The organism is Paenibacillus sp. V4I7, assembly GCF_030817275.1.
Classification (GTDB): Bacteria; Bacillota; Bacilli; order Paenibacillales; family NBRC-103111; genus Paenibacillus_E.
In genome coordinates, this window is sequence record NZ_JAUSZD010000002.1 from 3,089,365 (window position 1) to 3,115,514 (window position 26,150).

The 26,150-nt window shown below is 38.4% G+C and carries 27 protein-coding genes; 21 read left to right on the plus strand and 6 right to left on the minus strand.

What is annotated here, in order from left to right; genetic code table 11:
* Positions 1 to 243: 243 nt before the first annotated feature.
* The 5 genes from QFZ80_RS15310 (at position 244) to QFZ80_RS15330 (ending at position 4,429) form a co-directional block, all read left to right on the plus strand.
* Positions 244 to 1,446, plus strand: coding sequence for an extracellular solute-binding protein (locus tag QFZ80_RS15310; RefSeq protein ID WP_307545725.1), 1,203 nt, complete (start codon positions 244 to 246; stop codon positions 1,444 to 1,446).
* A gap of 207 nt (positions 1,447 to 1,653) precedes the next feature.
* Positions 1,654 to 2,199, plus strand: coding sequence for an HAD-IIIA family hydrolase (locus QFZ80_RS15315; protein WP_307559733.1), 546 nt, complete (start codon positions 1,654 to 1,656; stop codon positions 2,197 to 2,199).
* 150 nt (positions 2,200 to 2,349) lie between these two features.
* On the plus strand, positions 2,350 to 2,835 hold the full coding sequence (locus QFZ80_RS15320; RefSeq protein ID WP_307559735.1) for a hypothetical protein: 486 nt from the start codon (positions 2,350 to 2,352) through the stop codon (positions 2,833 to 2,835).
* Between the two features lie 120 nt (positions 2,836 to 2,955).
* Positions 2,956 to 3,204: a hypothetical protein gene (locus tag QFZ80_RS15325; protein WP_307559737.1), complete on the plus strand. Its 249-nt coding sequence runs from the start codon at positions 2,956 to 2,958 to the stop codon at positions 3,202 to 3,204.
* Positions 3,205 to 3,589: 385 nt separating this feature from the next.
* Positions 3,590 to 4,429, plus strand: coding sequence for a hypothetical protein (locus QFZ80_RS15330; protein WP_307559739.1), 840 nt, complete (start codon positions 3,590 to 3,592; stop codon positions 4,427 to 4,429).
* Positions 4,430 to 4,626: 197 nt separating this feature from the next.
* Here the strand turns inward: QFZ80_RS15330 and QFZ80_RS15335 are convergent, their stop codons facing one another.
* Positions 4,627 to 6,195: an IS1182 family transposase gene (locus QFZ80_RS15335; protein WP_307559741.1), complete on the minus strand. Its 1,569-nt coding sequence runs from the start codon at positions 6,193 to 6,195 to the stop codon at positions 4,627 to 4,629.
* Positions 6,196 to 7,497: 1,302 nt separating this feature from the next.
* On the opposite strand from QFZ80_RS15335, the gene ltrA reads away from it, so the two are divergent.
* From ltrA to QFZ80_RS15360, 5 genes are all read left to right on the plus strand, one after another.
* Positions 7,498 to 9,291, plus strand: coding sequence for a group II intron reverse transcriptase/maturase (gene ltrA, locus QFZ80_RS15340; RefSeq protein ID WP_307559743.1), 1,794 nt, complete (start codon positions 7,498 to 7,500; stop codon positions 9,289 to 9,291).
* Positions 9,292 to 9,593: 302 nt separating this feature from the next.
* On the plus strand, positions 9,594 to 9,923 hold the full coding sequence (locus QFZ80_RS15345; RefSeq protein WP_307564131.1) for a low molecular weight protein tyrosine phosphatase family protein: 330 nt from the start codon (positions 9,594 to 9,596) through the stop codon (positions 9,921 to 9,923).
* A gap of 260 nt (positions 9,924 to 10,183) precedes the next feature.
* Positions 10,184 to 10,924, plus strand: a complete 741-nt coding sequence (locus QFZ80_RS15350; protein ID WP_307559745.1) for a hypothetical protein — start codon at positions 10,184 to 10,186, stop codon at positions 10,922 to 10,924.
* A gap of 403 nt (positions 10,925 to 11,327) precedes the next feature.
* A complete protein-coding gene (locus QFZ80_RS15355; RefSeq protein WP_307559747.1) occupies positions 11,328 to 11,465 on the plus strand; it encodes a hypothetical protein in 138 nt (45 codons plus the stop codon).
* Positions 11,466 to 11,951: 486 nt separating this feature from the next.
* Entirely contained in the window at positions 11,952 to 12,359 is a 408-nt protein-coding gene (locus QFZ80_RS15360) for a winged helix-turn-helix transcriptional regulator (RefSeq protein ID WP_307559749.1), read from the plus strand.
* A 19-nt stretch (positions 12,360 to 12,378) separates the two neighbouring features.
* Here the strand turns inward: QFZ80_RS15360 and QFZ80_RS15365 are convergent, their stop codons facing one another.
* Positions 12,379 to 13,374, minus strand: a complete 996-nt coding sequence (locus QFZ80_RS15365) for an aldo/keto reductase (protein ID WP_307559752.1) — start codon at positions 13,372 to 13,374, stop codon at positions 12,379 to 12,381.
* A 267-nt stretch (positions 13,375 to 13,641) separates the two neighbouring features.
* Here QFZ80_RS15365 and QFZ80_RS15370 point away from each other — a divergent pair, with 267 nt between their 5' ends.
* The 7 genes from QFZ80_RS15370 to QFZ80_RS15400 all read left to right on the plus strand — a co-directional run bounded on the left by QFZ80_RS15370 (position 13,642) and on the right by QFZ80_RS15400 (position 19,405).
* Positions 13,642 to 15,090, plus strand: coding sequence for a spore germination protein (locus QFZ80_RS15370; RefSeq protein ID WP_307559754.1), 1,449 nt, complete (start codon positions 13,642 to 13,644; stop codon positions 15,088 to 15,090).
* A gap of 11 nt (positions 15,091 to 15,101) precedes the next feature.
* Positions 15,102 to 16,184 carry a GerAB/ArcD/ProY family transporter gene (locus tag QFZ80_RS15375; RefSeq protein ID WP_307559756.1) on the plus strand — a complete coding sequence of 361 codons (1,083 nt, stop codon included), beginning with the start codon at positions 15,102 to 15,104 and terminating at the stop codon, positions 16,182 to 16,184.
* Entirely contained in the window at positions 16,181 to 17,260 is a 1,080-nt protein-coding gene (locus tag QFZ80_RS15380; protein WP_307559758.1) for a Ger(x)C family spore germination protein, read from the plus strand. The genes QFZ80_RS15375 and QFZ80_RS15380 overlap by 4 nt, the downstream gene beginning before the upstream one ends.
* Before the next feature lie 276 nt (positions 17,261 to 17,536).
* Positions 17,537 to 18,064, plus strand: a complete 528-nt coding sequence (locus QFZ80_RS15385; protein WP_307559760.1) for a hypothetical protein — start codon at positions 17,537 to 17,539, stop codon at positions 18,062 to 18,064.
* Positions 18,065 to 18,487: 423 nt separating this feature from the next.
* Positions 18,488 to 18,718, plus strand: coding sequence for a hypothetical protein (locus QFZ80_RS15390; RefSeq protein WP_307559761.1), 231 nt, complete (start codon positions 18,488 to 18,490; stop codon positions 18,716 to 18,718).
* Positions 18,708 to 18,881, plus strand: coding sequence for a hypothetical protein (locus tag QFZ80_RS15395; protein WP_307559762.1), 174 nt, complete (start codon positions 18,708 to 18,710; stop codon positions 18,879 to 18,881). The genes QFZ80_RS15390 and QFZ80_RS15395 overlap by 11 nt, the downstream gene beginning before the upstream one ends.
* Before the next feature lie 17 nt (positions 18,882 to 18,898).
* Positions 18,899 to 19,405, plus strand: a complete 507-nt coding sequence (locus tag QFZ80_RS15400; protein WP_307559764.1) for a hypothetical protein — start codon at positions 18,899 to 18,901, stop codon at positions 19,403 to 19,405.
* Positions 19,406 to 19,596: 191 nt separating this feature from the next.
* Here the strand turns inward: QFZ80_RS15400 and QFZ80_RS15405 are convergent, their stop codons facing one another.
* On the minus strand, positions 19,597 to 20,604 hold the full coding sequence (locus tag QFZ80_RS15405; protein ID WP_307559766.1) for a DUF3231 family protein: 1,008 nt from the start codon (positions 20,602 to 20,604) through the stop codon (positions 19,597 to 19,599).
* Between the two features lie 324 nt (positions 20,605 to 20,928).
* Between QFZ80_RS15405 and QFZ80_RS15410 the strand changes: the two genes are divergently transcribed.
* The gene (locus QFZ80_RS15410) at positions 20,929 to 21,474 is read left to right on the plus strand and encodes a GrpB family protein (protein ID WP_307559768.1); all 546 of its coding nucleotides are present in this window, start codon (positions 20,929 to 20,931) and stop codon (positions 21,472 to 21,474) included.
* 186 nt (positions 21,475 to 21,660) lie between these two features.
* Here the strand turns inward: QFZ80_RS15410 and QFZ80_RS15415 are convergent, their stop codons facing one another.
* From QFZ80_RS15415 to QFZ80_RS15425, 3 genes are all read right to left on the minus strand, one after another.
* Complete coding sequence (locus QFZ80_RS15415) at positions 21,661 to 22,056, minus strand: IS3 family transposase (protein WP_307559770.1); 396 nt, start codon at positions 22,054 to 22,056, stop codon at positions 21,661 to 21,663.
* Positions 22,057 to 22,121: 65 nt separating this feature from the next.
* Positions 22,122 to 22,313 carry a hypothetical protein gene (locus QFZ80_RS15420; RefSeq protein ID WP_307559772.1) on the minus strand — a complete coding sequence of 64 codons (192 nt, stop codon included), beginning with the start codon at positions 22,311 to 22,313 and terminating at the stop codon, positions 22,122 to 22,124.
* Between the two features lie 75 nt (positions 22,314 to 22,388).
* Entirely contained in the window at positions 22,389 to 23,237 is an 849-nt protein-coding gene (locus tag QFZ80_RS15425) for an IS110 family transposase (RefSeq protein ID WP_307559774.1), read from the minus strand.
* A gap of 320 nt (positions 23,238 to 23,557) precedes the next feature.
* On the opposite strand from QFZ80_RS15425, the gene QFZ80_RS15430 reads away from it, so the two are divergent.
* From QFZ80_RS15430 to QFZ80_RS15440, 3 genes are all read left to right on the plus strand, one after another.
* On the plus strand, positions 23,558 to 24,232 hold the full coding sequence (locus QFZ80_RS15430) for a hypothetical protein (RefSeq protein WP_307559776.1): 675 nt from the start codon (positions 23,558 to 23,560) through the stop codon (positions 24,230 to 24,232).
* A gap of 331 nt (positions 24,233 to 24,563) precedes the next feature.
* The gene (locus QFZ80_RS15435; protein WP_307545552.1) at positions 24,564 to 24,938 is read left to right on the plus strand and encodes a hypothetical protein; all 375 of its coding nucleotides are present in this window, start codon (positions 24,564 to 24,566) and stop codon (positions 24,936 to 24,938) included.
* A 147-nt stretch (positions 24,939 to 25,085) separates the two neighbouring features.
* A complete protein-coding gene (locus QFZ80_RS15440) occupies positions 25,086 to 25,676 on the plus strand; it encodes a hypothetical protein (protein WP_307545555.1) in 591 nt (196 codons plus the stop codon).
* The last annotated feature ends 474 nt before the right edge of the window (positions 25,677 to 26,150 follow it).

Below are 26,150 nucleotides of genomic sequence, written 5' to 3' on the forward strand. Positions count from 1 at the left end.
TGAGCTAACGGTGAACTATAGTTGAGAGGCTTGCTTCACGGCAACTCCTCTTTTGTTTATTAAAGTAAACGGGCAGTAAACTTTAGTTAACAAAATTTGTATATTTTACAAATTTCTATATGTACCGTTCGTACTTCTTTTAAAAAACGCGAACATATTTTCTTTTTTAGTAGGAATAATATAGATACTAGTAGAATTATTTAACTCGGAACCAAACACTTAATAAAAGAAGGGAGAATATTGATGGAAAGTATAAGCCAAATCACGATTACAATAAATACTTTTTATCCAGAACAGTATTTCGAAGAAAGAATCGCACAACCAGTTCAAATGAAATTCCCATGGGTTAAACTTATTTATGCGAGTGAAGAACCATTTTTCAATAACAACATTGAGAAATGGCGTTCAACCAATACTTCACCAGATATTCTGTTGATGTTTGGTCCAAGATTTGAAATGCCGCAAATAATTAAAAATAACTTTCAATACGATTTAAATGATTTGATAAGAGAAAATCAATTTGATTTAAGTCAATTTGATTCAACAGCCTTCAATCAAATTTTATGTTTCGGAAATAATGGAGAGGTTTTCGCATTACCATATAACAAAACAGATCATCCACTATTTTACAACAAGGATATTTTTGATAAATTCGGAGTTTCTTACCCACATAATGGCATGAATTGGGATGAAACTATTGAATTAACAAAAAAAGTGACTGGTGAAATTGACGGTGTCTTTTATAGGGGACTAGATATAGCTGACTATGTTCTACTAAGAGAACAATTATCATTGACATGTCTCGACCCTGTAACAGATTACGCCATAGTAAATAATGAAAAATGGAAATTGCTTGCGGAAACTATAAAGGATATCTATACGATTCATGGAAACCTTCCCGATCCCCAAAAGTTATTTAAATTTAATAGTGGTTTTTCCAGAGATAAAAATGTCGCAATGGCTGTAATATGTGCGAATTGTTTAAACGAACCTGAGATAAATTGGGATATAGTGTCGTATCCGACGTTCAGGCAATATCCATTGATAAAACCAACAGCACCTAATAGTTCCTTTTTAATACTAAGCCCTTTTAGCAATAATAAAAAAGTAGCGTTTGAAATCATTTCTTATTTGGTTTCGGAAGAACATCAATTGTATAACTCTAAAAAAGGAGAGGTTTCCTCGTTAAATCAAAGTGTCATTAATGATGCGTATGCTTCTGAACTACCTCATTTTAAAGATAAGAATATTAAAGCATTGTTTGTAAATGTGGGTGCTACACCTGTAGTCGGAAAAAGCATCTTCGAACAAGAAGTGGTTGGTTATGTAAAGGATTCGTTTATTAAAATGGTTTTAGAAAATAAAGATGTTGGTAGCACACTTCAAGAACTTGAATTAACCATTAATAATGCTGTTGGTAAATTGAAAGAAAAACTATATGCCTAAAGAAATACAAGAACCCCAATTGCTATAACGGTGTTATTGATTGTGCTAACGAGGAACGATAGTTGAATAAACATCAATGGACGAAGCTGCCGGCACGATCGGCAGCTTCGTTACGTTAACGGCAGTTTACTCCCAATATATGGTACAATGTGAATAACATCTGACACAATTTTCCATAACGGATATTACCTCTGGGAGGGTGATTAAATGACAAATTGGAAAAGAATACAGGCTGTTTTTATTGATAGGGATGGTACAATTGGTGGGTCTGATGAGGTGGTTATTCCAGGAGAATTTAAATTATTCAAGTTCTCAACCAAGTCTTTGGAAATGTTAAAGAATGCTCAGATACCAATCTTTTCGTTTACTAATCAACCAGGGATATCTCGTGGAGAAGCACAATTTCAAGATTTTGTAGATGAACTTAGCTCATTTGGTTTTGATAAAATTTACATATGTCCACATCAAAATGGCGAGGGGTGTTTATGCAGAAAGCCGTCCTCAGGTATGCTTAATCAGGCTGCACAAGATTATAAACTAGTGCTGAAAAATTGTGCTGTAATCGGTGATAGGTGGACAGTTATGATTGCTGCCCAAAGAGTAGGATGTATAAAAGTGTTAGTGAAAACTGGTTCCGGTGAAAGGGAACTAGCCAAATTTAGAAATAATCAATTTTATGGAGAGTGGCTTGATGCTGCCCCAGATTACATCGCAGAAGATTTAATGGATGCCGTTAATTGGCTCTTAATGTAGGAGTTTGTTCTGACGGAGGACGTATGAGCCATTGAGCTAACGGAAACTATAGTTGAAACAAAACAAGGAGCAGTTTTGCCACGGCAGCTTGCTCCTTGTTTATTAAAGGGCAGATTTGTTTAAAAAAACCATTTAAGGGATGGTGATAAGATGAAAAATGTCAATTTATACAAAAGTATCGTAAATGAACAGATATTTCATGAGTTCAAAGAACAAAGAGGCGTTACGTTATTTAACCACTCAACGAATAGTAATTACATTGAGGACTTTATTTCAGCGGCATATGTTCTATGCCCCAATATTATTGAAGTTAATGGTTATATTTTTATCGCTGATTTCTTTGAGGCTCAAGAGGATGAAGCAATAAATAAGTTATTGAGATTAGAGACACAATTCAACTCTGATAAAAAACACATTGAACAATGGGTAAATAGTTGGAGTTTTGGCGACTTTTTCTTGGGAAAAGACTGCGAGTCTATGGACAATGAAAAGATTTTGAAACAGTTTGGGAACATTTTGGTATATAACTGGTTAAGAAGGGCGAAAGAACTCTTTCCAAATAGAAATATTATTGTTGAATATGGTGAAGGATTAATGGGGGAATTGGGTCTTTCAATTACTCTTTACGAGCAATAACTTCTTGCGGGTATAACCTATAATTATACAATTAAACGATACTTGAAACAGCTGCCGCTAAGCAGCCGTTATTACGTTAACGTCTAAATGATTAGTAGTAATTAAGGAAGAGGGGATTTCATGAGAAAATTTTTAATAGTTGCGATTTTAAGCTTGTTTTTGCTGAGTGCATGTTCATCTCAACAAAAATATTCTGAACAAACTAAACCTACTCAATTAATATCAATTACATTAACAGAAGCTTATCCTGGGAATTTAACAAATGTAAATAGAGTCGAATTGTTTGATGGTTCTTCAGGGGAAAGAAAAATAGTAGCAGATCGGACAATAATTCAAAACTGGCTTAACCAAATTAAAGATATTAATTAATACCTGAAAAGGATCAAGGTGTAAGGGCTGGGGACGTATTTGGAATTACTTTATATGAAGGCGAAGTTAAAAAATTTGGGTTTCTATCAGGGAATGTAAACAATGTATATTACAAGACCAATAAAGATTTCAGAGAACCAATCAGAGCCTTATTTAAGGAACAGTTTGGAAGACAATTCTAGGCAGGCTTTTCGGTAAGATATATCATTAAGCTAACGGTAACTAAAGTTGAGGAGCATGCTTCGTGGCTGCTCCTTTTTCGTTTGCTGAACTAACGGGCAGTATAGTTGCTATTATCATCCTTTTTTTACATTTGGAAATCGGAAGGATTTTACAATGTAATCGGGAATATCTTTGCATTATGGAATAGTCAGGAGTGGTATAGTTGACCATAAGCAAAATACGGTATTTAGGCGGATGGGAAGTTTATTTTGAAAAAAAAGAACTGACCATAGATTTTTTATCTACACATGGTGTTGATTTGATCGGGTTTAAGTTTTTTAAGGAAGTCCAATCTGCACTGGAATTCGAAATTGAGGGAAAGAAGTTGATTAAAGGGTACAAGCACCGTAAAGACGAGAGAGAGTTAAAATGGGAAAACATTGAATTACCAATAGAAGATTGGGAAGATCACAAAGTTTTCTTATTGGAAAAAGACCCTAATGGAATTCACCGAGTTGGAGGTTCTATACCTAAAGATTTACAGCTTCCAACACACCCTGACCTTACTTCTCCTTTTCAATACATTGGTACATTAGATTGTACAGACCCTTATTTCAAATGGATTAACATAGACAAGCTACATATCGTTTTCCCTTTATATGAACCGAATGCGGGGATTTATCTTGACTATAGTAATCCATTGAACCCCACAATTATAGAAACTGTAGACTTTTTCGCAGAGTCATATAAAGATTTCCAAGTAGAATATTCGCAAGTTAATTTTAAAACAACACCTGTACTTGACGTTAATAAATATAAAAAGGGAGATGCTCTAGTATGTGGAGTACCTCTATGGTATCAATTTCCACACGTTCCGAAGTGCCCAATATCAAATTCACCTATGCGTTTTATTTGCTCTATAAAGTCTGATAAACAAATTAGGGTTGTTAACAACGAGGATGCAACTGTAACAGACAATATCCTAATCTTTGGGGATATGTCTCATCTAATGTTGTTTTATAATCCTGTAACAAAGATAATGTTTGCAAATATCGAACCCTAGCTACCTTACGCTAACGGAAAACGATAGTTAAGTAAATGTAATATAATTGAAAACAGCATTAATGAATCGAGCCTTTAATAAACCTGACCCCCCTTTAAAATATAAAACTTAGGAGGGTGTCCCAAAAGCCATGATAGTCTTGGTGTGTAGGACACTCCAGATCGTTAGAAAAAGTGAATATTTGAATGAAAAAGGAGCTAAGCGGCTTGTACGTGCTTAGCTCCTTTATTTTTAGCGTCCATCGCTGCTTTCTTCAGCAAGTTATGGGCAAGCGAAAGCCACCCGACCTCTAGACTTACTTTGGGTAAGCCTCGAAGCAGGAATCTTTTGAATCCGCGGTTGTTCTTGATGTCACCAAACACAGGCTCTGGCTCAATCATACGCCGTACTGCTAGCGCGTAACCTTCTTCGCTACGGAGTTTGTTGCGCGCTTGGTTCTTTAATCGCAAGTAGTTCATGCTTACTTTAACTTCGCGATTACCTTGGGCTTTCGTACACTGTGGTTTCAGCGGGCAACCTTCACAGCTTGCACTCCGGTAATGGCGGTACTCGATTTCATATCCACTCTCCGTTTTCTCTTTGCTTGCTCTGCGGAAAATGAGGGGTTGTCCTGTCGCACATGTCCACGTATCTTGTTCTTCGTCATAGGTCCAGTTGTCGATTTTACTAATATCCTTTTGCCACGCTTTGTTTTTCTCACGGTGATAGGTGCTATATTTGACGATGGCTTCGACTTCATTTTGCTCTAAATAGTCGTAGTTCTCTTCGCCGCCATATCCCGCATCAGCGATGATCGTGCTCGGCAGCTTGCCTAGTTGCGATTTTACTTTTTCAAGATGAGGGATGAGGCAGCGTGTATCGGTAGGCCGTTGGTGTACGCTGTAGCCGAGGATAAATTGATTTTCAGTGCCGATCTGTACATTGTAACCCGGCTTAAGTTGGCCGTTTCGCATATGATCTTCTTTCATCCGCATGAACGTAGCATCTTTGTCGGTCTTACTGTAGCTATTCCGACTCCCTAAAATTTCTTCATGTGTTTCATACTTTTGAAGTCGAGGAAGAAGATCTTTTCGAAGTGTGCGCACGGCTTTCTTTAGCGACTTGTCCTTCGGGTTTTCCTGCAGTCTTTCTTCCAATTGTTTGACAGCGATCTCTAATTTTTCACTTGTGATCTCAGACGCTCCGCCCAGTTCGCTTAGGTCTTGGCCAACATGCATCTGCTCTTCTTGCTTCTCAGATTCTTCGATCGTGGCAAACAGCGTCTGCACTTTCTCCTGAAGCTTGGCCTTATGCTTCACAACCGCTTTACCCCAAACAAAGGTATACCGATTGGCATTCGCTTCAATTTTAGTACCGTCAACAAAATAGTGCTCTAGTTGAACGTACTTCTCGTCGGCCAAAAATTGAAGAACCGCGGTAAATACGGTCTCCAGCAGGGCTTTCATCCGTTCAGAACGAAAACGGTTAATGGTGCGGAAGTCGGGTCGTTGTCTGCCTGCAATCCACATGAACATGACGTTTTCGCGGACAGCCTTGGCGATCTGTCGGGAGGAGTAAATACGCTGGGTGTAGGCATAAATGATCACTTTTGTTAGCATCTTAGGGTGATAGCTATCTCTTCCGCCTCCAGGGTAAGCTGCCTCGAAAATGACGTCATCCAGTTGATTCACGGCGGCGTTTACAATGCGAACGAGGTGATTTTGAGGAATATCTTCCTCCAAGTCCATTGGCAGGCAAAGTTGATCCATGGTATATTGAATGTACAAAGAAACCGTCTCCTTTTGTAAGTGGTTGGGTGGTACCTCCATTTTACCAAAGAACGGTTTCTTTTTGTTTACAAAATGAGAGGATGCCCCTCAGTCATTTTATGACTTTTGGGACACCCTCCTCTTTTTGCAGGTGGCCAAACTAACTGGCAGGTTACTTGAATAATACCCTAAACTCATTTGGAAATAACTGTTACAATAAAATAAGAACATCATTTTTTATTGAGGTGAAATAAGAAAAATGAGCAAATACTTCCGTGTATATATAACAAAGAAGAGATACTATTTCGACTTTCTTGTGATTCTGCCTGTTGTTATCTTTTCAACCTATAGTTCTAACTCGGATGCAACCTTTTTAAAATATATTACAACTTTCTTAACTATCTTTATACTTTCACAACTAACATACTATTTTTTTTATTATCGTAAGAATAAGTAGCACTTTAACAAATATTCAATATATTCAATCCCGATACCTGTCAGGTGTTGGATTGGTTATCAGTGGACAGAAAAGGAATTTGAGGTATATGAGCTTTATTGATTCTTTGTTTGCTTCATTTGTATCCATACAGGGATTATTGAACTAACGCAGAAGTACGACAAGTTCTGCTATAAGCACCAAACAGTGCGAAAAGCAGGAAATTACAGCAGTAATTTTAACTTTACAACCAAGGATGGGAATGACGGAACCATGTATCCTGAAACCATCCCGCCAATACTCCTGCACGCGTCAATGTTTAACAGAACAATGAGGTGTGAAGTACAGGTAGATTCGACAGAACGAAGGCTGTAGCCATTCGAATAGAAAAGGTATGCGGGCGGATATGTCGCGCGGCTGAAAAACTGGATATGGTGAGAATGTTCGCATAGAAGCGATCTGACGAACTTCCGAATGTACAGGTCTAAAGTTAGAGCATGCGGAAACGTATGTACCATCAAACGATGGGGTGAGTGGCGTAAAGTAAAACTTTCTGCTCTGAAATACGCTATGCCGAACAATGGTGGCATTGGTCTCACAGGCTCAGAGGAAGCACCTAAGTTCAGAAAAGATAGCTAGGCTGTAAGGGACTTGGAAAACAAGGGACGTTGCTACAAGGGCTGTTACCCGAAACGGTTGCAATAAGGCACTTGCCGAAATGAATTTATCCTTGTGAGGGTAGGGGCACGACCGAAGAAACCTCTGTAATGGAGGTGGAGGAACAGCCCCAAGTCTAATTGAAAAGAACGATCATTTTCCATGCGTGAATTGCACCGATCAGGTAGGAACGTGGGGACATCGCTTCATTTAGGAGGGGTGCCACAGTGCAAACTTTACGAAATTGGGAGTATTACGGCATGACGGAATCTTTTACGGATTTGCACGCAAGAGCGACAAACAAGGAGACTTTCTCACATCTCTACGAGATCGTCACATCCAGAGAAAATATATTGCTGGCATACCGTACGATGAAGTCCAATAAAGGATCAAAGACACCAGGAACAGATGGATTGACCATCAAAGACATCGAACAACGACCCGAATACGAATTAGTGAGTGAAATCCAAAACAGACTTGAAAATTGCCACCCTGAGAAGGTCAGACGGAAGCTTATCGAAAAAGACAACGGCAAAATGAGACCACTTGGCATCCCGTGTATCCTCGACCGGATCATTCAACAGTGCTTCAAACAAGTCCTTGAGCCCATAGCAGAAGCCCATTTTTACAACCATAGCTACGGGTTCAGACCCCTTCGATCTACACATCATGCCATGGCAAGAGTCCAATTTCTTCTCAATCAAGCGTCGATGCATTATGTAGTCGACATCGACATATTGGGTTTCTTCGACAACGTCAACCATACCTTGCTCGTGAAGCAACTTTGGAACATGGGCATTCAAGATAGAAAGGTTCTAGCATGCATCTCAAAAATGCTAAAAGCTGAAATCGAGGGGGAAGGAATACCTTCAAAAGGTGTACCACAAGGCGGTTTACTGTCAACACTGCTCTCGAATATTGTACTAAATGACCTAGATCACTGGGTTGCAGGTCAATGGGAACTCTTTCCGCTGAGGAAACCTTTCAAATCAAGAACTGGCGAAAGGTCTGCAAAAATACGGTCTAGTCTGAAAGAAGGCTATCTGGTGCGCTACGCCGATGATTTTAAAATCATTTGCAGAGATTGGAGATCGGCTCAGAGATGGTATCACGCGGTAGTTCTGTATCTCAAAGACCGTCTGAAACTCGACGTCTCACCAGAGAAATCGCAATTTATCAACCTGCGAAAACGAGAGTCCGAATTTCTTGGATTTACAATCCGAGCAAACAAAAAGGGTCAAAAACGAGTAGCGCATACGGGCATTAAAGCGGGCATAAAGCAGAAAATCAAAAGCGAAGCCAAGAAACACATTCTCAAATTAAGGACTTCGCCAACGGCTTTAAACGCTGCGCGGTTCAACAGTTTTGTTTTAGGAATTCACAATTATTTTAATCGGGCAACACATGTTAGTGTTGCGTTCTCACGTCTTGCCTACGATCTGCGAGCTTTCATGTACAATCGTCTCAAACAAATCGGGAAATATGAGCATCCTGCAAACCCACCGCCAACATACAGTAAATTTTACAGCTTGGGTTACAAGACGTTCAAAGTAGCAGATGTTTATTTATATCCACTAGCCAACGTGAAAACGAAGAATGTGATGGGCTTTAGTCAAGGGCTATCTCTCTTTACCACAGTTGGCAGAGAACAAATATACAAAAAGCTTCGACCAGATTTGCGTCAGGAAATTCATTTGCTAACGAAATCTAGTATCCCGAATAAAAGTGTTGAATACATGGATAATCGGACTAGTCGGTACAGCATGAAGATGGGAATATGCGAAGTTACAGGCATGTATCTCTTCGCATCGGATGTTCACTGTCACCACTACATCCCGTTGGTCTTAGGTGGAAACGACAAGTTTAATAACTTGCGCATCCTCCACAAAGAGGTCGGGAAACTTATTCTCCAAACACAAAAAGAGACGATTGACGTACTCAAGAATAAACTGGGTTTAACGGAATTGATGATGATCAAGATCAACAACTACCGTGAAAAATATGATTTAGAACCAGTTTAGCATATCCCAAATCAATGAGTAACGAGGAACTTATGATTTAATAAATTCAGTTAGATGGAACGCGGAGTGCTTGGAAACAGGCACGCTCCGTGCGGAGCAGGGGAAAAGCTGGAGATCACATCAAATGCTTACCTATTGCAAACCGATAGCACCATAAAACAGGCTGCCGACAGCAATGGATCGGCAGCCTATTCCGTTAACAGGAAGGCTAGCGTAACCGTTGATGCTAACTTAAAGTTTAATTATCGTGTATTATAAACCATAGATTAAAAAAACAGTGGATTTGATAAGGGGATGATAACATAAAAATTCTATTTGTATGCAGCAGAAACAAATGGAGAAGCCCAACGGCCGAAAAAATATTTCATAAATATAATGGTTATGATGTAAGGTCTGCTGGGACTGAAGAGGGTGCTAGGATTAAGGTAACCAGTGGACACATTGGTTGGGCAGATCTCATATTTGTAATGGAAAAAAAGCATTTTAGCCGACTTAAACATAAATTTGGATCAATGCTTAATGATAAGTCAATTTGGAACCTAGATATACCTGACGATTATGGTTATATGGATGAAGAGCTAATTGAAATACTAAAAGCTAGAGTATCGGACTATATAGAAGTCCCAGAGTGATGATTCCTGGTAAATGGAGTTTTACTTTGAAAACGGATGAGCTGCCTCGTATGCAGCTTTTTTCTTATTGAAGCAACGGGCAGGATAATGCTACTATGATTAGTTTTATTACGTCTAATATTCAAATCTCCAGTGAGAGGGATTATCTCATACACAGAATTCCTTTTAACTACCATTAAGAATTGCAACAAACAGCTCGTGTATAAACTATAATTAATCTAACAGAAATTGCGTTTACACCATGGAGGCCATTAAGATTTATGAGAACAAAAACAGCAGTTGCATTATTAGTGGTTTTAGTATTTATGATGATAGGATGTTCGGCAAAACAAAAGCAAAGTGGTCCTGTGACTGCTGTTCAACATAATCCTGTTCCAATCTCATTTAAGACAATTTCCACTAACGAAATTTCAATATCGCAGTCAAAGCAAGAATGGTCGGAAACCAAAAACATAGATCTTGGTACAGTAGATGGCAAGAGAACTTCAATACACTTGTATTCCGATGGTCAAATAGCAAATGCTCATGCGTTTATCGAACATGGTGGTAAATCTTATAATCTCGGAGCCGATTATGGGAATTTGGGTACAGTGAAGAATGTAAAGTTGGAGGGTTCGTTAGGTAGCGTTAAGTTATTGTTTGGTATCGGCACAGACCTCACAGCCTGGACTGTTGTGGCTTATGAGAGTGGCAAGATTGTTACCTTTGAAGTGTTGGGGCTACCCGAATGGATTGATTTGGACAAAGATGGAAGAGGTGAACTTGTGGCTTCTTTTGAAGGGGGGCATCTACACCCGCCCAATGTAGAAATCATCCGATTCGAAGAAGGGAAACTGGAATCAGCCCGAGTAATAGACAAGACTGACGCGGCAAATCCGAAAGTTGCCTTACTAGAGAAGCAAGATGCGGGTAACTTTATTGTGATTGGTAAAGCCAGGGAAGAGAAGCCGTTATATAATCATTATAAATATGAAAAGGGTCAACTTGTTGCCGTTAATTAGTTCATAAATTAAGTTATTGAGCTAACGAGAAACGAGAGTTCAAGAGTGACATGGAAGCAGTTCCTTATATAATTCGTAGAAGGAATACTTAGAACGGAGGGATGAAATAAGTGGATATTGCCTTAGCTTTATTATCCTTTTTCTTTATGTTGTTTTTCTTAAGTACAATTCGAGCAATTCTAAACAAAGATAAAAGTGACGTACTCATATTCACGACTTCAGTTTTTTTTGCTGCTATTCTCTTTATTAGTGTAGTTGTTTTTGCTCAGTAAGTGCGAGCGGAGAACGATAACGAAAATAATAAAAACTGGCTGCGGGCTATTGGGCAGCCTATTCAAATAACGGGCAGATTAGTGGAATACTGTAGGTTCATGGTATTCTTTAGGTAACTGGTGGTGCAATAATGGTAGGAAGAAACGAGCTGCAGAAGTTAATCAAACTTACAGGCGAACGGCAAAATTCGATGCAAGGGCGAATGAAAGTTTCGTTATATACTTCGGGCATCAAATACCAAATTGGTTTAAGACGATGGGGGGCATAACAATGACTGAAGATCTTACATCCAATTCCAAAATGGTGGCGGCAATGAACTTTCTGCGTGGGGACCATCTAACCCGAGATGGACATTTACTGGAGTCGATGCTTCGGAAGAGATGCTCAAGATCGCTAAACATAAAGTAGTTGAACTAGGATTGACGCGGCAAACTGTATTTTGGTTCTTCACTTCACGATGTTCAAGAGAATTGAAGCTGCTTGGATCCATAAAGGATAAACTGAAGCCGAGAGCCCCTTTCGTTCTCGTAAGCGCGTACGGAAACCGCGACGATTCCGTACTTCAAGCCAGGTTAAATGTATGGAAAAGCTTTTTAGCGGAGACGAATGGCACAACAAAGAAAAATATAAGATGAACTAAAAGAGCTTCAAGAGCAGCATTCGATTATAGGTTTCACTGGTAAGGGCATTGGAAGAATGAATATCTGATAATCTAAGACTGGTATTGTACTATCTGAAGGGAGAGATCATTTATATGGATCAAGATTTTTCTTGCAGTAATGTTGTTTCTGGTCAGCTGGATGATGATTGCGATATTAACGTCATGGAAACGCTGAGAGTTATTGGTGGAAAATGGAAGTTATCCTTACTATGGCAAATTAGCGAGGAAAGTAAACGATTTAACGAGTTGCGTCGAGCATTGCCGGGAATTTCTCAAAAAATGTTGACACAGCAACTGCGTGAATTGGAAGAGGACGGTTTGCTGCAGCGAAAGGTTATTCCTGATAAGCCTCCAAAAGTTGAATATTCATTAACAAAATACGGTAAAACGCTGGATTCATTATTTGATGCTATGTATGAATGGGGAGGACATCACCGAAAAATAATGAGCCAGCACCTACAAGGAAATGAAGTCGAAAAGATCTCAGGATTAAATCCCTGAGATCTTTTCGTTGTGGTATTTATTTCTCGCTGTCGAGATGTGCCATCTCCTCAGCATAATATCGATCCCCAGATACAGCAGTCGGAGGAATGGCTGCTTGTATAGCTTCCAGGTCCTTGGGAGCCAAATTCACATTTAACGCTCCCAGGACATCTTTGAGATATGTGCGGCGCCTTGCGCCAATAATTGGAACAATGTCTTCCCCTTGTGAGAGGATCCAGGCTATGGCGAGCTGAGCGACAGTTATTTGCTTCTCTTCAGCAATTTCACGTAAAGCTTCAACAAGAGACAGATTTTTATCCAGATTCTCGCCTTGAAATCTTGGAACATAGCCGCGGAAATCATAAGGACTTAAGGCGCGTTCTTTAGACCAACTACCGCTTAAAAGTCCTCGGGAAAGAACACCATAAGCGGTTAAGGATATGCCGAGCTCCCTTAAAGTCGGAAGAATCTTTTCTTCAATTCCACGGCTAAACAAGGAATACTCAATTTGTAGTGAAGTAATGGGATGTACAGCATGAGCGCGTCTTATGGTATCCGCACCGGCTTCCGAGAGGCCAATATGTCGAACGTATCCCGCTTTGACCATGTCCGCAATAGCACCTACAACTTCTTCGATAGGTACGTTTGGATCGACACGTGCAGGCTGATACAAATCGATATATTCGACATTTAGCCTTTTTAATGAATAAGCTAGAAAATTTTTAACGGATTCCGGACGGGCATCAAATCCTCCCCATCCTCCATCAGGAGTACGCAATGCTCCGAACTTAACAGCTATATAAGCTTGATCCCTCTTTTTACCTTGCAATGCCTCGCCTAGCAGCAGCTCATTATGACCAGAGCCATAGAAATCACCAGTATCAAACAATGTAATTCCTTGTTCAAGTGCCTCGTGAATAGTTGCTATACTCTCCACTCTGTCTGACTGACCATAAAGATCGGACATTCCCATTAAGCCGAGACCGATTGCGGAAACCGAAGAACTCTGTGAACCGAATGATTTGTATTTCATGTTTATTCCTCCTCAATATTTTTTCGTCCTGGTTATGAAACCAAGTATAGAATAAGGTGATTGGTCCTTCAAGGAGGCACTATTTAATAAGATAGTTACTTTTAAGTTACCTTTGGTCTTTTTTACTTTTCTTATTCACTCTAGGATTTCTATTTCCTTGGTGATGTTTCACAATCGGGATCAATCGAGACAACTAGTACTTGTTGGATAAATTCCGTCAAATTTTGAAACAATATCACTATAAATTTAAGAAAGGAAATTCTACCAATGAACCTGGAAAAGAATGATGAACATATAAATAACCTAAAAAAAATGGCGAATTCATCTGATTTTATAATTTATGAGAATTGTACATCTATCCTTCCCTTTACTATTAGCTATTTTAAAACCTTAATTAATCCAACTATTTTACATGAATCAATCTTGCCTCTCATCAATTTAAACGGGGATCAATCGTTAGTCGAATTCTATGCTTTATTACCATTTACTGAAAAATTGATGACAGCAGAGTGGGAAATAATTGAGGGAAAATTGCTTAGAGGATACGTTGTTATTTATTTCAAAGGAAAGGATAAACAAGTTGTATTAGTAGATGGAGCAGAAAATAAAGGTAGATCCGTTCAACAACCTGAAATTGAATTTAGTGTAGTTGGGCCAAAAGAAGCACTTGTAGAATCCTTAGAAGTTAATTTGAATTTGATACGTAGAAGATTGCCTGTTCCAAACCTTAAAATGAAGGAACTCTCTGTAGGTAGCTTATCGAAATCAAAAGTGGTTGTTTGTTATTTGGAAGGGATAACTAATGAGGATTACGTGAGAACTGTTACAGAGAGAATTGAGGGTATAGATTATGATTTTCTATTTGACACCACTATGTTGTCACAAATGATTGAAGGAAACACGAAATCGATTTTCCCTCAGCTGTTGGAAACGGAAAGACCGGATCGTATATGTTCAGGTTTAGGATTAGGACAGGTTGCTATCTTAATGGATGGTTCTCCTGATGCATTGCTCGGTCCAGTATCGTTAAATTGGTTTTTTGTGTCATATGAAGATTATTATTTGCCTTGGAATATCGCATCTTTCTTTAGGCTAATAAGGATTTTTGCAATTATTTTTTCCATAAGTGCTTCATCACTTTATGTAGCCGTAACCACTTATCATTACGAAGTAGTTTCTACTACTTTATTAAGCACGCTGATTTCGTCAAGGGCAACGATTCCATTGCCGCCTGTTATCGAAGCAATTATTATGGAATTGACCATTGAACTTTTGAGAGAAGCAGGTGCGAGATTACCGGCTAGAGTTGGACAAACCATAGGAATAGTAGGAGGTATTGTAATTGGGACTGCAGCTGTCCAAGCATCACTCACCAGCAATATATTGTTAATTATTGTTGGATTATCTGCTTTGGCCTCTTTCACTACTCCGATTTTCAGAATGAGCACGACGATTCGGTTACTTCGATACCCACTGATTTTAGCTGCACAATGGCTGGGATTGCTCGGTATATTTATCATTTCTGCTTTCATTCTCATACATCTTTTGAGGTTAAAGACGTTGGGATCACCTTATTTGGCACCCATTTACCCGTTTCGACGTTCTGATTTAAATGATTCGTTGGTTCGTCTTCCCTTTTCGAGTTTTTCTAAGAGACCAAGCTCCCTACGTACACAAAATCCTTCCAGAATAAGTTCAGATCTAGATGAAGAATGAGGTTGTAAATTATGGGCAATAACATCAGTGAAAAATACTTACTTTCACCTTATATGGCATTTTTTGCAGCACACTGTATGCAATTAGGAGTAGGCTTCCTGACATTCCAAAGTGCGCTTACAAAGATAGCTGGACAGGATGCGTGGATTGTTGTCATATTAAACGGTCTTATTTTTCACTTCGTCATTTGGATGATGTATCGGATATTAAATTCAGAAAAAAAAGACATTATATCCATCAACCAAGTTTTTTTCGGGAGGTGGATTGGTAATTTATTGAACCTGGTGCTTATCGGATATCTGCTTCTTTTCGGTGGCACTGTGCTTGGAACATTTATAGAGATCGTTCAGGTATGGATGTTTCCTGATCTGGAGAGATGGATTCTTAATCTGGTGTTACTTTCTCTTGCCTGCTATGCCGTATATGGCGGTTTAAGAATAGTTATCGGAGTTTGCTTCTTTAGTTTATTTCAATATCTGCTACTTTTTATTTATGTATTTCTTGCACCCTATTTTCATTTTAGCAATTTCTTACCCATTATGGATCATAAAGTAGTTGAAATAGCAAAAGGCTTAGGGGAAACAACCTTTATTTTCCTTGGCGTGGAAGTCATATTGATTTGTTATCCATTTTTTAAACAGCCTCAAAAATCTGAACGTTGGGTGCACTTAGCTAATTTAACCGTTACCTTATTTTACCTGAGCGAAATACTAACATCATTAGCATTTTTTAGTAAAGACCAATTAATTAAACTAATATGGCCAACATTATCTCAATTCCAATTCGTACAGCTTCCGTATGTTGAACGTTTTGAATTTGTGGGTGTTGCTTCTCAGTTGATGCGCGTTCTACCTGTTCTATGTTTAAGTTTATGGTCCGTGAGCCGAATCACTAAAATAATCACCAATATCAGATTAACTACCACGGTTCCTATTTATGTAGTGCTGTTGTTTATTTTTGTGACCTTACTGTCTCATCCTAAAATTACAGACTATGCGCATCTTTTGCTGTCTTATTCCGGCATGACGATTGTTTACGCTTATATTCCCATTATGTTTTTACTTGTGATGATAAAGAAGGTGAAACCTGGATGAAACGATTTGCTCTGATTGTAATTGTTATTTTTATTACTATCGTTGCTCTGATAGGTTGCGTAAATAAATCAATAATTGATCGAGTATCAATCCCTCTTGTTATAGGTTTGGATAAAGGGCCGGAGACGACAATGATATTAACGATTTCAAAACCTCAGTACAAGGGTAAGGACACGATTACAAATGTCGAGGCAACCGCCGTTAGTCAAACCATTATAAATGCAGGAGGAATACTTCTGGAAGAGGAGAACATGCCCATATTAAGTGGAAAGCTATCCGTCCTACTTTGTAGTCGTCAGCTTGCTAAAGAAGGACTTGAAAAAGCTATAGATATGACCTTGAGAAATCCAAGAGTATCTAAACGTTTGCAAATAGCAGTGGTAGATGGACAAGCTAAAGAGTTATTAGAGGCTAAATATAATCATTCTGTGGAAAAAGGCAATTATTTGATTCAACAATTCAATAGTAATCTTAAAGAAGGACATTTACCAAGGACAAATTTGCATACTTTTGAATATGCCTTGTTGGGTAAAGGGATCGATCCGTATCTGCCGCTTGTAAAATTAGAAGAGGGTAAATTTAAAATAACGGGTCTAGCTTTATTTCAAAAGGACAAGTATGTTGATTCCTTAAACAATAAGGAATTAAAATTTTTTAAATTGCTTGTTGAAAAAAAGAATCACGGTACATATGAAACGAAATTAAAGAAAGATGTATACGTTTCTGTACAGAACGAACAATCCAGTTTTCGATATAAAGTGTCATTTAATACCGTTAATCCTGAAATTGACATTCAACTTAAAATGGAAGGGAGCATTTTGGAAAGTACAGGTTTCGAAATAACAGATAATGACAGACAACACCTTGAAGCTACATTTAGTAAAGAAATTGTTAATGAAGGAGAGAATTTAATCCATAGATTTCAAAAACTAGGAATCGATCCACTGGGTCTTGGTAACTTTGTACGAAGCAGAACTAGACATTGGGACGAAAATATATGGGAGGAACAGTATCCGAATATAAAAATAAAAATAAATGCCGATGTTAACCTTATTGGGATAGGTGACAGAAAGTAATATTTAGACAGGATAAAGAAATATAACCCAGTATGTGATTAAACTAACGGAAGACGATAGTTGAATAACGAACATCAATAAGGCTGCCGCGGGAACGATGGGCAGCCTTGTTACGCTAAGGGCAGAATACTTGTATAGCGTTAAAGGGAATTGTCATTGGTTCGCTAATAATTGAATATCTTTTGTTATCTATGAAGCAAACCTGTCTAACACGGCTATTAACCGAATTTCGCCAAAAAGACGGTATCTGAAATAACCTGAGATTATGGAGGGAACATGAGAGTTTATAGAATTATTTTAATCCTATTATTTATTTCTCTTGTTATTTCTGGATGTAAAAGCAAGACAATTGAAGAAGAGTTTTATAAAACACATAAAAAAGAAGGACAGGAAATAATTTATCAAGGCTCCATAATGACAAGACCGTTCATTTTATTTAGAGCCCCTTTTGATAATGGAAATATTGGTATTGGCTTGGCAGTGTTTGAGGGTGATGAAGTTAAAGGATGGAAACTGAGTTCATCAAATGCAATGTATAATGAAACTAAATTGTTAATAGATCAATCAGGAATTAACTTTAAAGATAATGTTAGAAGGTATTTAATATATGGTTTTATTAATGATCCCGAAATAAATAAAATTGAAATAATCGATAAGTACAATCAGGTTATCGAGGCGAACATTATCCAAACTAATTGGAAGAGAGTATATTACGGATTAGTTGAAATGAATGAATTGAGAATTAATGCTTATGACAAGAACAATAAAATCCTGTTCGAAGTGCCGTACAAGAGCAAGAATTAGATTGTACTCAAGGATGTCAGGTTACTTCAGATAACACCGTGTCAGGCTACGGGGCTAACCCCCTTGTCCGCTGCTTTTTTGAATAATATACTCTATGATATTTATAAGAATCTTTGCTTAGAATGGAGGGATGAAATAAGTGGATGTCGCCTTAGCTTTATTGGTATCCTTTTTCTTTATGTTGTTTTTCTTAATTACAATTCGAGCAATTCTTAACAAAGATAAAAGTGATATTCTCATATTCACTACTTCGGTTTTTTTGTAGCTTTTCTATATAGTAGTGTAGTTATTTTTGCTAAGTAAGTGTGTTCGAGTACCTTATTAACTACCGGGAAACGATAGCGCAAAAAATAACAGATTACCGGTAGCAATTAATGAGCAGGCTGGGTGTAGACAAATCGGAAACGGGAGAGATAAGGAATATTGAAAAAGAGATTTTCGGTTGGCAAGGCGGAGTGGTCAGATACAAGAGAAGAACAGTTTAGAAAAGACAGCCTAGATATCGCTTTTCGATTTGGCGATACTTTAAATACTAGAGATGGTACAGTTTATATAATTAAAAAAGATGTTGAGATAGAGATTTCGAAACCCAATAAAGTGAAAACCTTTTGGTTCGAGACATGGCTAAAGTTAAAAGATTTCTATGGAGTCTAACACGATTCAACTAACGGATAACGATAGTGGAATGAACACCCAGGACGAGGCTGCCGGTATGATCGGTGGCCTTCATTACGTTAACTGGCAGGATTGTGTGGTAATTTACTATATGAATACGTATTTAAATGTGGTAAAATATGGTAACAACGAAATATTTTAACTCTACTAAGGAGATCTATGAATAATATTAGATACCCTGTCATATCACGTACTTTACTTATAGCTATTGGTTATACTGTGTTTTACTTTTTAACATATATGTTTGCAGCAATTAGTTACTCAGCAGTGGTAAACGTTCCAGCAGATCAAAGTAGATCCATCTCTTGGTTGTATTATGGAGTGCTGTTTACAATTATTCCTTACTTAGGTTCATTAGTTATTGCCTTAGCTGATATAAATCATGTTCGGTATAATTCTAAAAATCACATTATTTTGTTACATACATTTTTTGTAACTCAAATAGTGGATAAGCTAGGTATTGCTTTCTTAGCAACTTTGCTAGCTCAAGGCTTCCCTTGGTACGGACGTGCATTTCCGTCATCCGGTTATAACATATTGTGTGAGGAACTACCTTTTTATTGTTCCAGCTATATAGAACCTTATCTAATAATTAACACAGTTGGTGGAGTAATAATATTTACAGCAGCGTATTTTTTTACAAAGTCATCCTTAAAGATTAAATAAACAAATATGGAGGCTGCCAAATAGTCTCCATTAGGTTTAACGGAGAACGATAGCACAATAATGACAGGCTGCCGGCTTACTCGGCAGCCTGTTGAAGTAACGGGCAGAATTGCGTAACTAAACCCAATTTTTGTGGTAAAGTAAGGAAAAAAAGATGGTTGGATTTGTCCATTGATGCTACTTTTAGCTAGTTAGACGCCGGCAAGTTTCTTCCGGTCAGGTGTAACCGGAGGCTCTTCTAGCCATTCCCTTTCAATCAGCAAATCAGTTACATCTTTACCGAAACTCATTACTTCAGCCATAAGCTTGGAATACTCACCAGCCAAATCAAGTCGTGTCGTCACGGATAGCGCATTTCCAAGATAGGTGAGAGCTGAAGAATTAAGTAAGTTAAGTAGATTTAGGATCAATTTATCTGAAAAAGGGGATACCGTTGATGTGGTGACTTCTGTATTGACCATGATTGTCCCGAGCAAATCATCTTGAACCAACTTATCATTGATGAATTTGATTTGATTCATAGACAGTTGTTTTCCCCTTGCCAGTAAACGCTTAATATGTTCGTCCTTAACTACCTGCATAAATGCTGTAAGAAGGATTAGTCCGAAATAATTCCGCTCTATGTTGAAGAACATTTCGGATACTTCCATTACATTCAGCGTTCTCTGCGGCCCAAACCATTTAGACAAAAAGTTTTCTTTCTTTTTAACAAAGGTAGCATGCTCCGGATAAGGAATCATTGGAGGTCGATCGTAGATCCCCTTGGTTAACATAAGTGTGACGGATTTGTTGTACAAATCAGTTGTGGACTGCAAACACTGAGTAAAATAGTTTCTTACATCCTCTCGAGCTGTGTTAGATAAAAACAAGGCATACTTGGTCAGACCAATTCGGCTCATGGCATACACATAACTCAGAGGGAATGTATCGAAAAATAGCGGGGGTACTGTAACATTGACATCTGCATCAGTAAACCCAATGGGGATAGGGAATTTTTCTTTTTCAAAAAGATGCTGAATGGTTTCTATGTGTGATTGCGCTAAGGTCAACGATAATTCAACAAGTGGCTTTACTTCGTCGTCTTCAGTTATTTTCAATAAATACTTGGAGATACATATCGCTAAACTGTCACTAATATAAGATGACCACAATGCGGATAGTTCCGTTGAAGACAATCCAACAACATGAGAACCGACCATTGATAACAACCCCTTAATTGTCAAAATCAAATAGTATTGTTATTATACCCACCCCATGTCCAAGTTATTTATTCCTTCTGGACAATAGGCTAAAAGATTTCGGTTAATATTTACATTAAAGTGGTTTAATAAACTTATTACGCTCTGACGGAGAACGATAGCTGAATCAAGATACGACTGCAGCCGACCAGAACGATCGGCTGCTTTTTAATTAAAGTAATGGCAGTTATGTTTAAAGGAGGCAATTATTTATATCAGATTGGAAATCTAGTTATGGTAAAATTAGGATAAATAAAAACAATAAATTGAAGGGGATTAGATTAAATGGAAGATCAATGGAGGATATCCAAACACGATAGTGGTTGGAAGGTTCTGTTCAATGATATTGCTTTAAAATTGAGAAATTCATTAGGAGATTTGGCCATTCGTATTGATCATGTTGGTTCTACATCGATCGTAGGTCTGGATGCAAAACCAATCATTGATATCCAAATATCTGTTCTAAATTACGATGACATTACATCCTATAAGACCAAAATTGAGAGCGTTGGTTTTGTATTTCGCGAAGAAAATCCGGACAAAACTAAGAGATATTTTCGAGAATTACCGGGCACTCGAAGAACTCATATTCATGTTAGACAAGTCGGTAGTTTTTCTGAGCAAATGACTTTGCTCTTTAGAGATTATTTGCGTGAGCACCCTCAAGATTGCTTAAGGTACGCTGAGGAGAAACATCGATTAATGGAACTATTTAAAAATGAACGCCCAAAATATGTTGAAGGGAAAGGTCCGATCGTTTGGGATATCATACAAAAAGCGCATAACTGGTCTCAAGAAGTGGGTTGGAAGCCAGGCACATCTGATAAATAAGTTAACCTGGTTCATTGAGCTAACGGAAAACTATACTGAAAACCACGGTCACTATGAAGCATAGGCGTGCTGTTTGGGGCCGTTTGCATCGCCAATTTTAAGGTTTGGAACACGAGACTGTTGTTATTGGATTTCCCCAGTACGTAGGAGACAATTGTATTATCATACAGGTCTAATGGCACTTAATTACGCCTTTTGACCATGTCCATATTTGAATTCCGTGACATCAGTTAACCATTTCTCATTTGGTGTTTCGGCGTGGAACTTACGGTTTAACAGATTCTCTGCGATGTGCTGAGGAGATGACGGTGCATATTTCTTTCGCTTTCTGCGAATCACCGATTGAATTCCCTTAAGTCCCATAAGACGCTGGATGCGTTTATGGTTGATCTGTTGCTGCGTTTGTCGGCGTAAATGAAGGGTTAGTCGACGGTATCCATAGATGCCGCCAACCTTTTCGTGCAACAAGAGCATCGCTTCTGTGAGTTGTTGGTTTGCCAGTTCACGAGCACTAGGTTTGCGTTGTAGCCATTTGTAATAGCTGGAACGTGGAATCTCTGCAATTTCACATAGCACCTTCACGTTGGATTTGGTTTCCTGCTGAAAGACTTGAATCGTAAGATAGATATTCTCCTGCCGGATTGAACTTAGCGTCGCCTTCTCTCGAGTTCCTCTAACTTTTTTAAAAATGCAATCTCTGTCCGTAGACGTTCATTTTCAGCCTCCAGCTTCTTCATCGCAAGCTTTTGGCGGTCTGCGTCGGTTAACTCCTCATCTGCCTTTTTTCGCTCTCGGCCATCCTGTAGGGCATCCTGCCCGCTGTCCTGGTATTTCTTCATCCATTGGTAACAGGAACGGAAGCACCGACAGATCGAACGAGATCTGAACAAGGAATTTCAGGCAGTACCTTTCAATCATCTCGTTCGCTTCATCAATGATTCGGCAGATTCTTTCATACTCTTCGATGAGTGCCTCAGCTCCCATTTGTCTTCTTCAAGGGCAGTAGTGTCTCCAACGCTATGTCTAGCGAGTGATTGAAGTTCCATCGCCTTGTTCTTACCTCGTACCCCGCCAGGTCTGGTCATATACTCACCCCAGATCTGTACCATTTGCTCCGGAGTTAGCTGCAATAGGTCAGAAGGGGCTGGGAACCGGTGCAAAGTGGCCAAGGAACGATCGCTAAAAATATCATCAAATGCGTGTCTGTATTCTGGAAACCGGATATCGAGCCAGCGGTGGATTCTATTCTTAATCCGTCCTGATTTAACAACCCAGTGCTCTCTATTTGTAACCATAACCCGTAGGCGGCGGAATGCTTCATCCTTTGGAGCGAATGGCGTGTAGAACCCACGACTCACCGCATCGGCGATGACCAGAGCATCTTTTGGGTCGTTCTTGGAAGGTGAGTTATCTCTGTTTTCCTTATTGCGTTTGGTTGTCATTGGATTGACAAGAGCCACATCAATTCCTTGACCTACCAACCAGTTGGCAATATTGAACCAGTAGTGACCGGTGCTCTCCATTCCCACAACGAAGTCATTCATGCCGTGCATCTTCTGTAATTTCCGAATACTGTGTTCTAAATGCTCAAAACCAGCTAGGTCATTCGAAAATAGAATAGGGCGCTTGGTGAGGACAATACCTCGAAAATTAATGGCTTGTGCAGCGTGCTTCTCCTTGGCAATGTCGATGCCTATGACTAGAGTAGAAGTGGAAATTCGTTCTACACGTTGATTTTGAGATTTAATTAGACTAGACTTCATGATAACGCCTCCTAAGGTGAGTTCTGAGGGCTGCAACCCAGTACATACTCATCCTAGCGAGGCGTCCTTTTTTCTGCAAGTTGAATCTACTAACACCTACAGGAATGTTAACGGGCAGGATAAAGTAATGTTTATATCGAAATTTAACGTCACTGATATGTAAATGTGACTTTCTAGTTAGTCTATTGTAGTCATTTTTCCAAGCAAGGGGTGAGCTAGTTGGAAGATCGATTGTTTGTGAAGTTTTATATTTCAGAGGAGGCTATTACTCTCCAAAACATAAAGAACTGGATCGATGAGTTAGTTTTGTTTACTCCCAATTGAGGACACAGCTAACCGAACGCAAATTCAATCAAAAACAACTATATAGAGAGCTAGAGAAGATAATTTCAAACGAGGATATTTTTCAATTAGATTTAAAGGATGAGATTAGTTCATTTACCTTAACAAAAGGCGCTCTTGCGCTTCCATCTATTCTTTGTATATACCAGAAGTCTCTTATAGATGAGTACACAATGTATGAAATAAAACATAAGTTCTCAAAATTCTTTCAATCGTACAATGGAACTGTTGGTTTTGCCGTTTCAGATGAGGATCAAAAATGGCAAAACACCACTAATATTGAAAGATACAAAGATGCAAATAAGCCATTGGAAAACTTGGTTCTTAAACTTAAGACAAATGTATTTAAAAAAGAAGAACTAGTTGTTGATAAAGAATGTTTACCAGGACATAATCATTATGTCAAAAGAGGGCTGTGGTTTGGATCATGTTGGACAATGTGGTTTGGTAATGAGTATTTCAATTTCATTTCGAAAGAATCATTACTTGCATTTCGGGATGGGTTTGAAACAAAAGAATTAGAAGATGGTTCCGTTGTTATCACTTTATACGACGATATTTGGGATTTTAATAATCCAGAGAATAGAGATATCCAATGGAGTTTTCGTAAAAAGCTTGGTATAGATGATGTTGCGCATGATCTGCTGACTTGAATTGAAAAGTAGTTTTGTAAACCGAACAATTAGACAGGTGTAGGGTGACAAGAACATATAAGCTTAAAAGTCGCGTAGTTGCGGCTTTTTTTGTTTTAACGATATATGTTCTTGTCAAAAGCCAAAGACAAGAACATATATCGTTTGCCGAATGATGACAAGAACTTGTATTGTTAAACGTAACTGAAAACCGTTCTCAGCAGCTAGTTAAATTTGATGAATTTATAACATAAGCTAAACAGGGGCAACGATTGAACTAACGGGCAGGATAGTGGAAAAGCGAGAAACTTTTTTAATATTCATAACGTCAAAAAATAAAAGGGGGATTTAAATGAGAAAATTGTGCTTACTTTTTGGAATACTGTCCATCACTTTTATAATTGCTTCTTGTAATTCTCGATATATAGGAAATCCAACTGCTAAAGATATTTTAACAAATAATAAAGATGCAGATATTTTTATGTTAAATGGCATTATATATAGTAATGCAGAAGATAGTGAGTGGGTAAATGAACTGGAATTAACATTAGGTGAAGAAGTCGGGGAGATTAAGAAGCAAACTAAAGAAAGTGGTGAATTCGAGAATTATATTGCTACCAAACTACCAGTCGGAACTTTAATATATAAACCAGTTGAAAAAGGCGATATCTATATCGCAATTGTTGACAACAAAGAAATACGATATTTAGGTTTGCGTGAAGGATAATATATTCTTATTATGCTAACGGGAAACAAGTTAGCATCAAGGCAACCGGTCAGACGACTGGTTGCCTTTTCTCAACTAACGGGCAGCAGATAGATCCAATTTATGGTATAATAAATCAAAATTCCCATCAAGGGGAGGTGTTGAACTTTGCAAATGTTGAGGAAACGGCGATTTTGGTTATTCATCGCTTTATCAGAATTTATTGTATTAATAATTGTGTCGTGGGGGTTGATTGTAACCCGGCAGGAGGTTGTCCGATACGAAGGCAATTACGACGCGATGTTAGGAAATCAAGTAACGGTTTTGTTCAAAGCGGCCCACGATAACGTTAAATTGATTGAGCGGTTAGTCGCTGGCGAAACATTGCCTATTGAGGAAATGCGTACACTACGGGAAGGGACCCTTACTTTTTCGAAATCGTACAGTGATCTACATGGTTTGGTAATCCAACGCTCGGGAAAACCTTCAGAGAAGTTTTCAATGGAACCTGCGGTGATTGCGTATACGATGACACAATACTTAGATAATAAGGTACTGCTACCCGATACCGATACTTTTCAGATTAAAGGACTAGAAAAACAAATCCAAGTCATGCATGACATTCATAAGCAGTGGATAGATGCATTAGGCGGAGGTAAATCCGTTCCTGATCCACAACAATGGAGGGAAATTACGGAAGAGTTATCTATAGGAACAAAAGATAGGTCATTGGAGCTGGAGTCAATATTCTTTCGATGAAGACTTATGATTCAACTAACGAGAAACGAGAGTTCAAGAGTGACATGGAAGCAGATCCTTATATAATTGGTAGAAAGAATACTTAGAACGGAGGGATGAAATAAGTGGATATTGCCTTAGCTTTATTATCCTTTTTCTTTATGTTGTTTTTCTTAAGTACAATTCGAGCAATTCTAAACAAAGATAAGAGTGACATACTCATATTCACGACTTCAGTTTTTTTGCAGCTATTCTCTTCATTAGTGTAGTCGTTTTTGCTCAGTAAGTGCGAGCGGAGAACGATAACGAAATAATAAAAACTGGCTGCGGGCAATTAGGCAGCCTATTCAAGTAACGGGCAGTTTAGTTATCAATCATGGTAAAATAAGTGTAGTGGTTTATCGAGCTTGGGTGGAGGCTGAAAAGGTGGATAAGAAGTGGCTAGCATATCGAATTTATCCTGAGTAGTAAATCGGAATATGGATCTACCACTGC

Excerpts from the sequence above, each read along its gene's own strand:
- QFZ80_RS15410 (WP_307559768.1), top strand. The coding sequence starts at position 20,929 with ATGGAAGATCAATGGAGGATATCCAAACACGATAGTGGTTGGAAGGTT.
- QFZ80_RS15355 (WP_307559747.1), top strand. The coding sequence starts at position 11,328 with ATGGTAGGAAGAAACGAGCTGCAGAAGTTAATCAAACTTACAGGCGAA.
- QFZ80_RS15400 (WP_307559764.1), top strand. The coding sequence starts at position 18,899 with ATGAATAATATTAGATACCCTGTCATATCACGTACTTTACTTATAGCT.
- QFZ80_RS15370 (WP_307559754.1), top strand. The coding sequence starts at position 13,642 with ATGAACCTGGAAAAGAATGATGAACATATAAATAACCTAAAAAAAATG.
- QFZ80_RS15320 (WP_307559735.1), top strand. The coding sequence starts at position 2,350 with ATGAAAAATGTCAATTTATACAAAAGTATCGTAAATGAACAGATATTT.
- QFZ80_RS15425 (WP_307559774.1), bottom strand. The coding sequence starts at position 23,237 with ATGAAGTCTAGTCTAATTAAATCTCAAAATCAACGTGTAGAACGAATT.
- QFZ80_RS15385 (WP_307559760.1), top strand. The coding sequence starts at position 17,537 with ATGAGAGTTTATAGAATTATTTTAATCCTATTATTTATTTCTCTTGTT.
- QFZ80_RS15405 (WP_307559766.1), bottom strand. The coding sequence starts at position 20,604 with ATGGTCGGTTCTCATGTTGTTGGATTGTCTTCAACGGAACTATCCGCA.
- QFZ80_RS15395 (WP_307559762.1), top strand. The coding sequence starts at position 18,708 with ATGGAGTCTAACACGATTCAACTAACGGATAACGATAGTGGAATGAAC.
- QFZ80_RS15310 (WP_307545725.1), top strand. The coding sequence starts at position 244 with ATGGAAAGTATAAGCCAAATCACGATTACAATAAATACTTTTTATCCA.
- QFZ80_RS15365 (WP_307559752.1), bottom strand. The coding sequence starts at position 13,374 with ATGAAATACAAATCATTCGGTTCACAGAGTTCTTCGGTTTCCGCAATC.
- QFZ80_RS15350 (WP_307559745.1), top strand. The coding sequence starts at position 10,184 with ATGAGAACAAAAACAGCAGTTGCATTATTAGTGGTTTTAGTATTTATG.
- QFZ80_RS15435 (WP_307545552.1), top strand. The coding sequence starts at position 24,564 with ATGAGAAAATTGTGCTTACTTTTTGGAATACTGTCCATCACTTTTATA.
- QFZ80_RS15325 (WP_307559737.1), top strand. The coding sequence starts at position 2,956 with ATGAGAAAATTTTTAATAGTTGCGATTTTAAGCTTGTTTTTGCTGAGT.
- QFZ80_RS15375 (WP_307559756.1), top strand. The coding sequence starts at position 15,102 with ATGGGCAATAACATCAGTGAAAAATACTTACTTTCACCTTATATGGCA.
- QFZ80_RS15420 (WP_307559772.1), bottom strand. The coding sequence starts at position 22,313 with ATGAAGAAATACCAGGACAGCGGGCAGGATGCCCTACAGGATGGCCGA.
- QFZ80_RS15380 (WP_307559758.1), top strand. The coding sequence starts at position 16,181 with ATGAAACGATTTGCTCTGATTGTAATTGTTATTTTTATTACTATCGTT.
- QFZ80_RS15315 (WP_307559733.1), top strand. The coding sequence starts at position 1,654 with ATGACAAATTGGAAAAGAATACAGGCTGTTTTTATTGATAGGGATGGT.
- QFZ80_RS15360 (WP_307559749.1), top strand. The coding sequence starts at position 11,952 with ATGGATCAAGATTTTTCTTGCAGTAATGTTGTTTCTGGTCAGCTGGAT.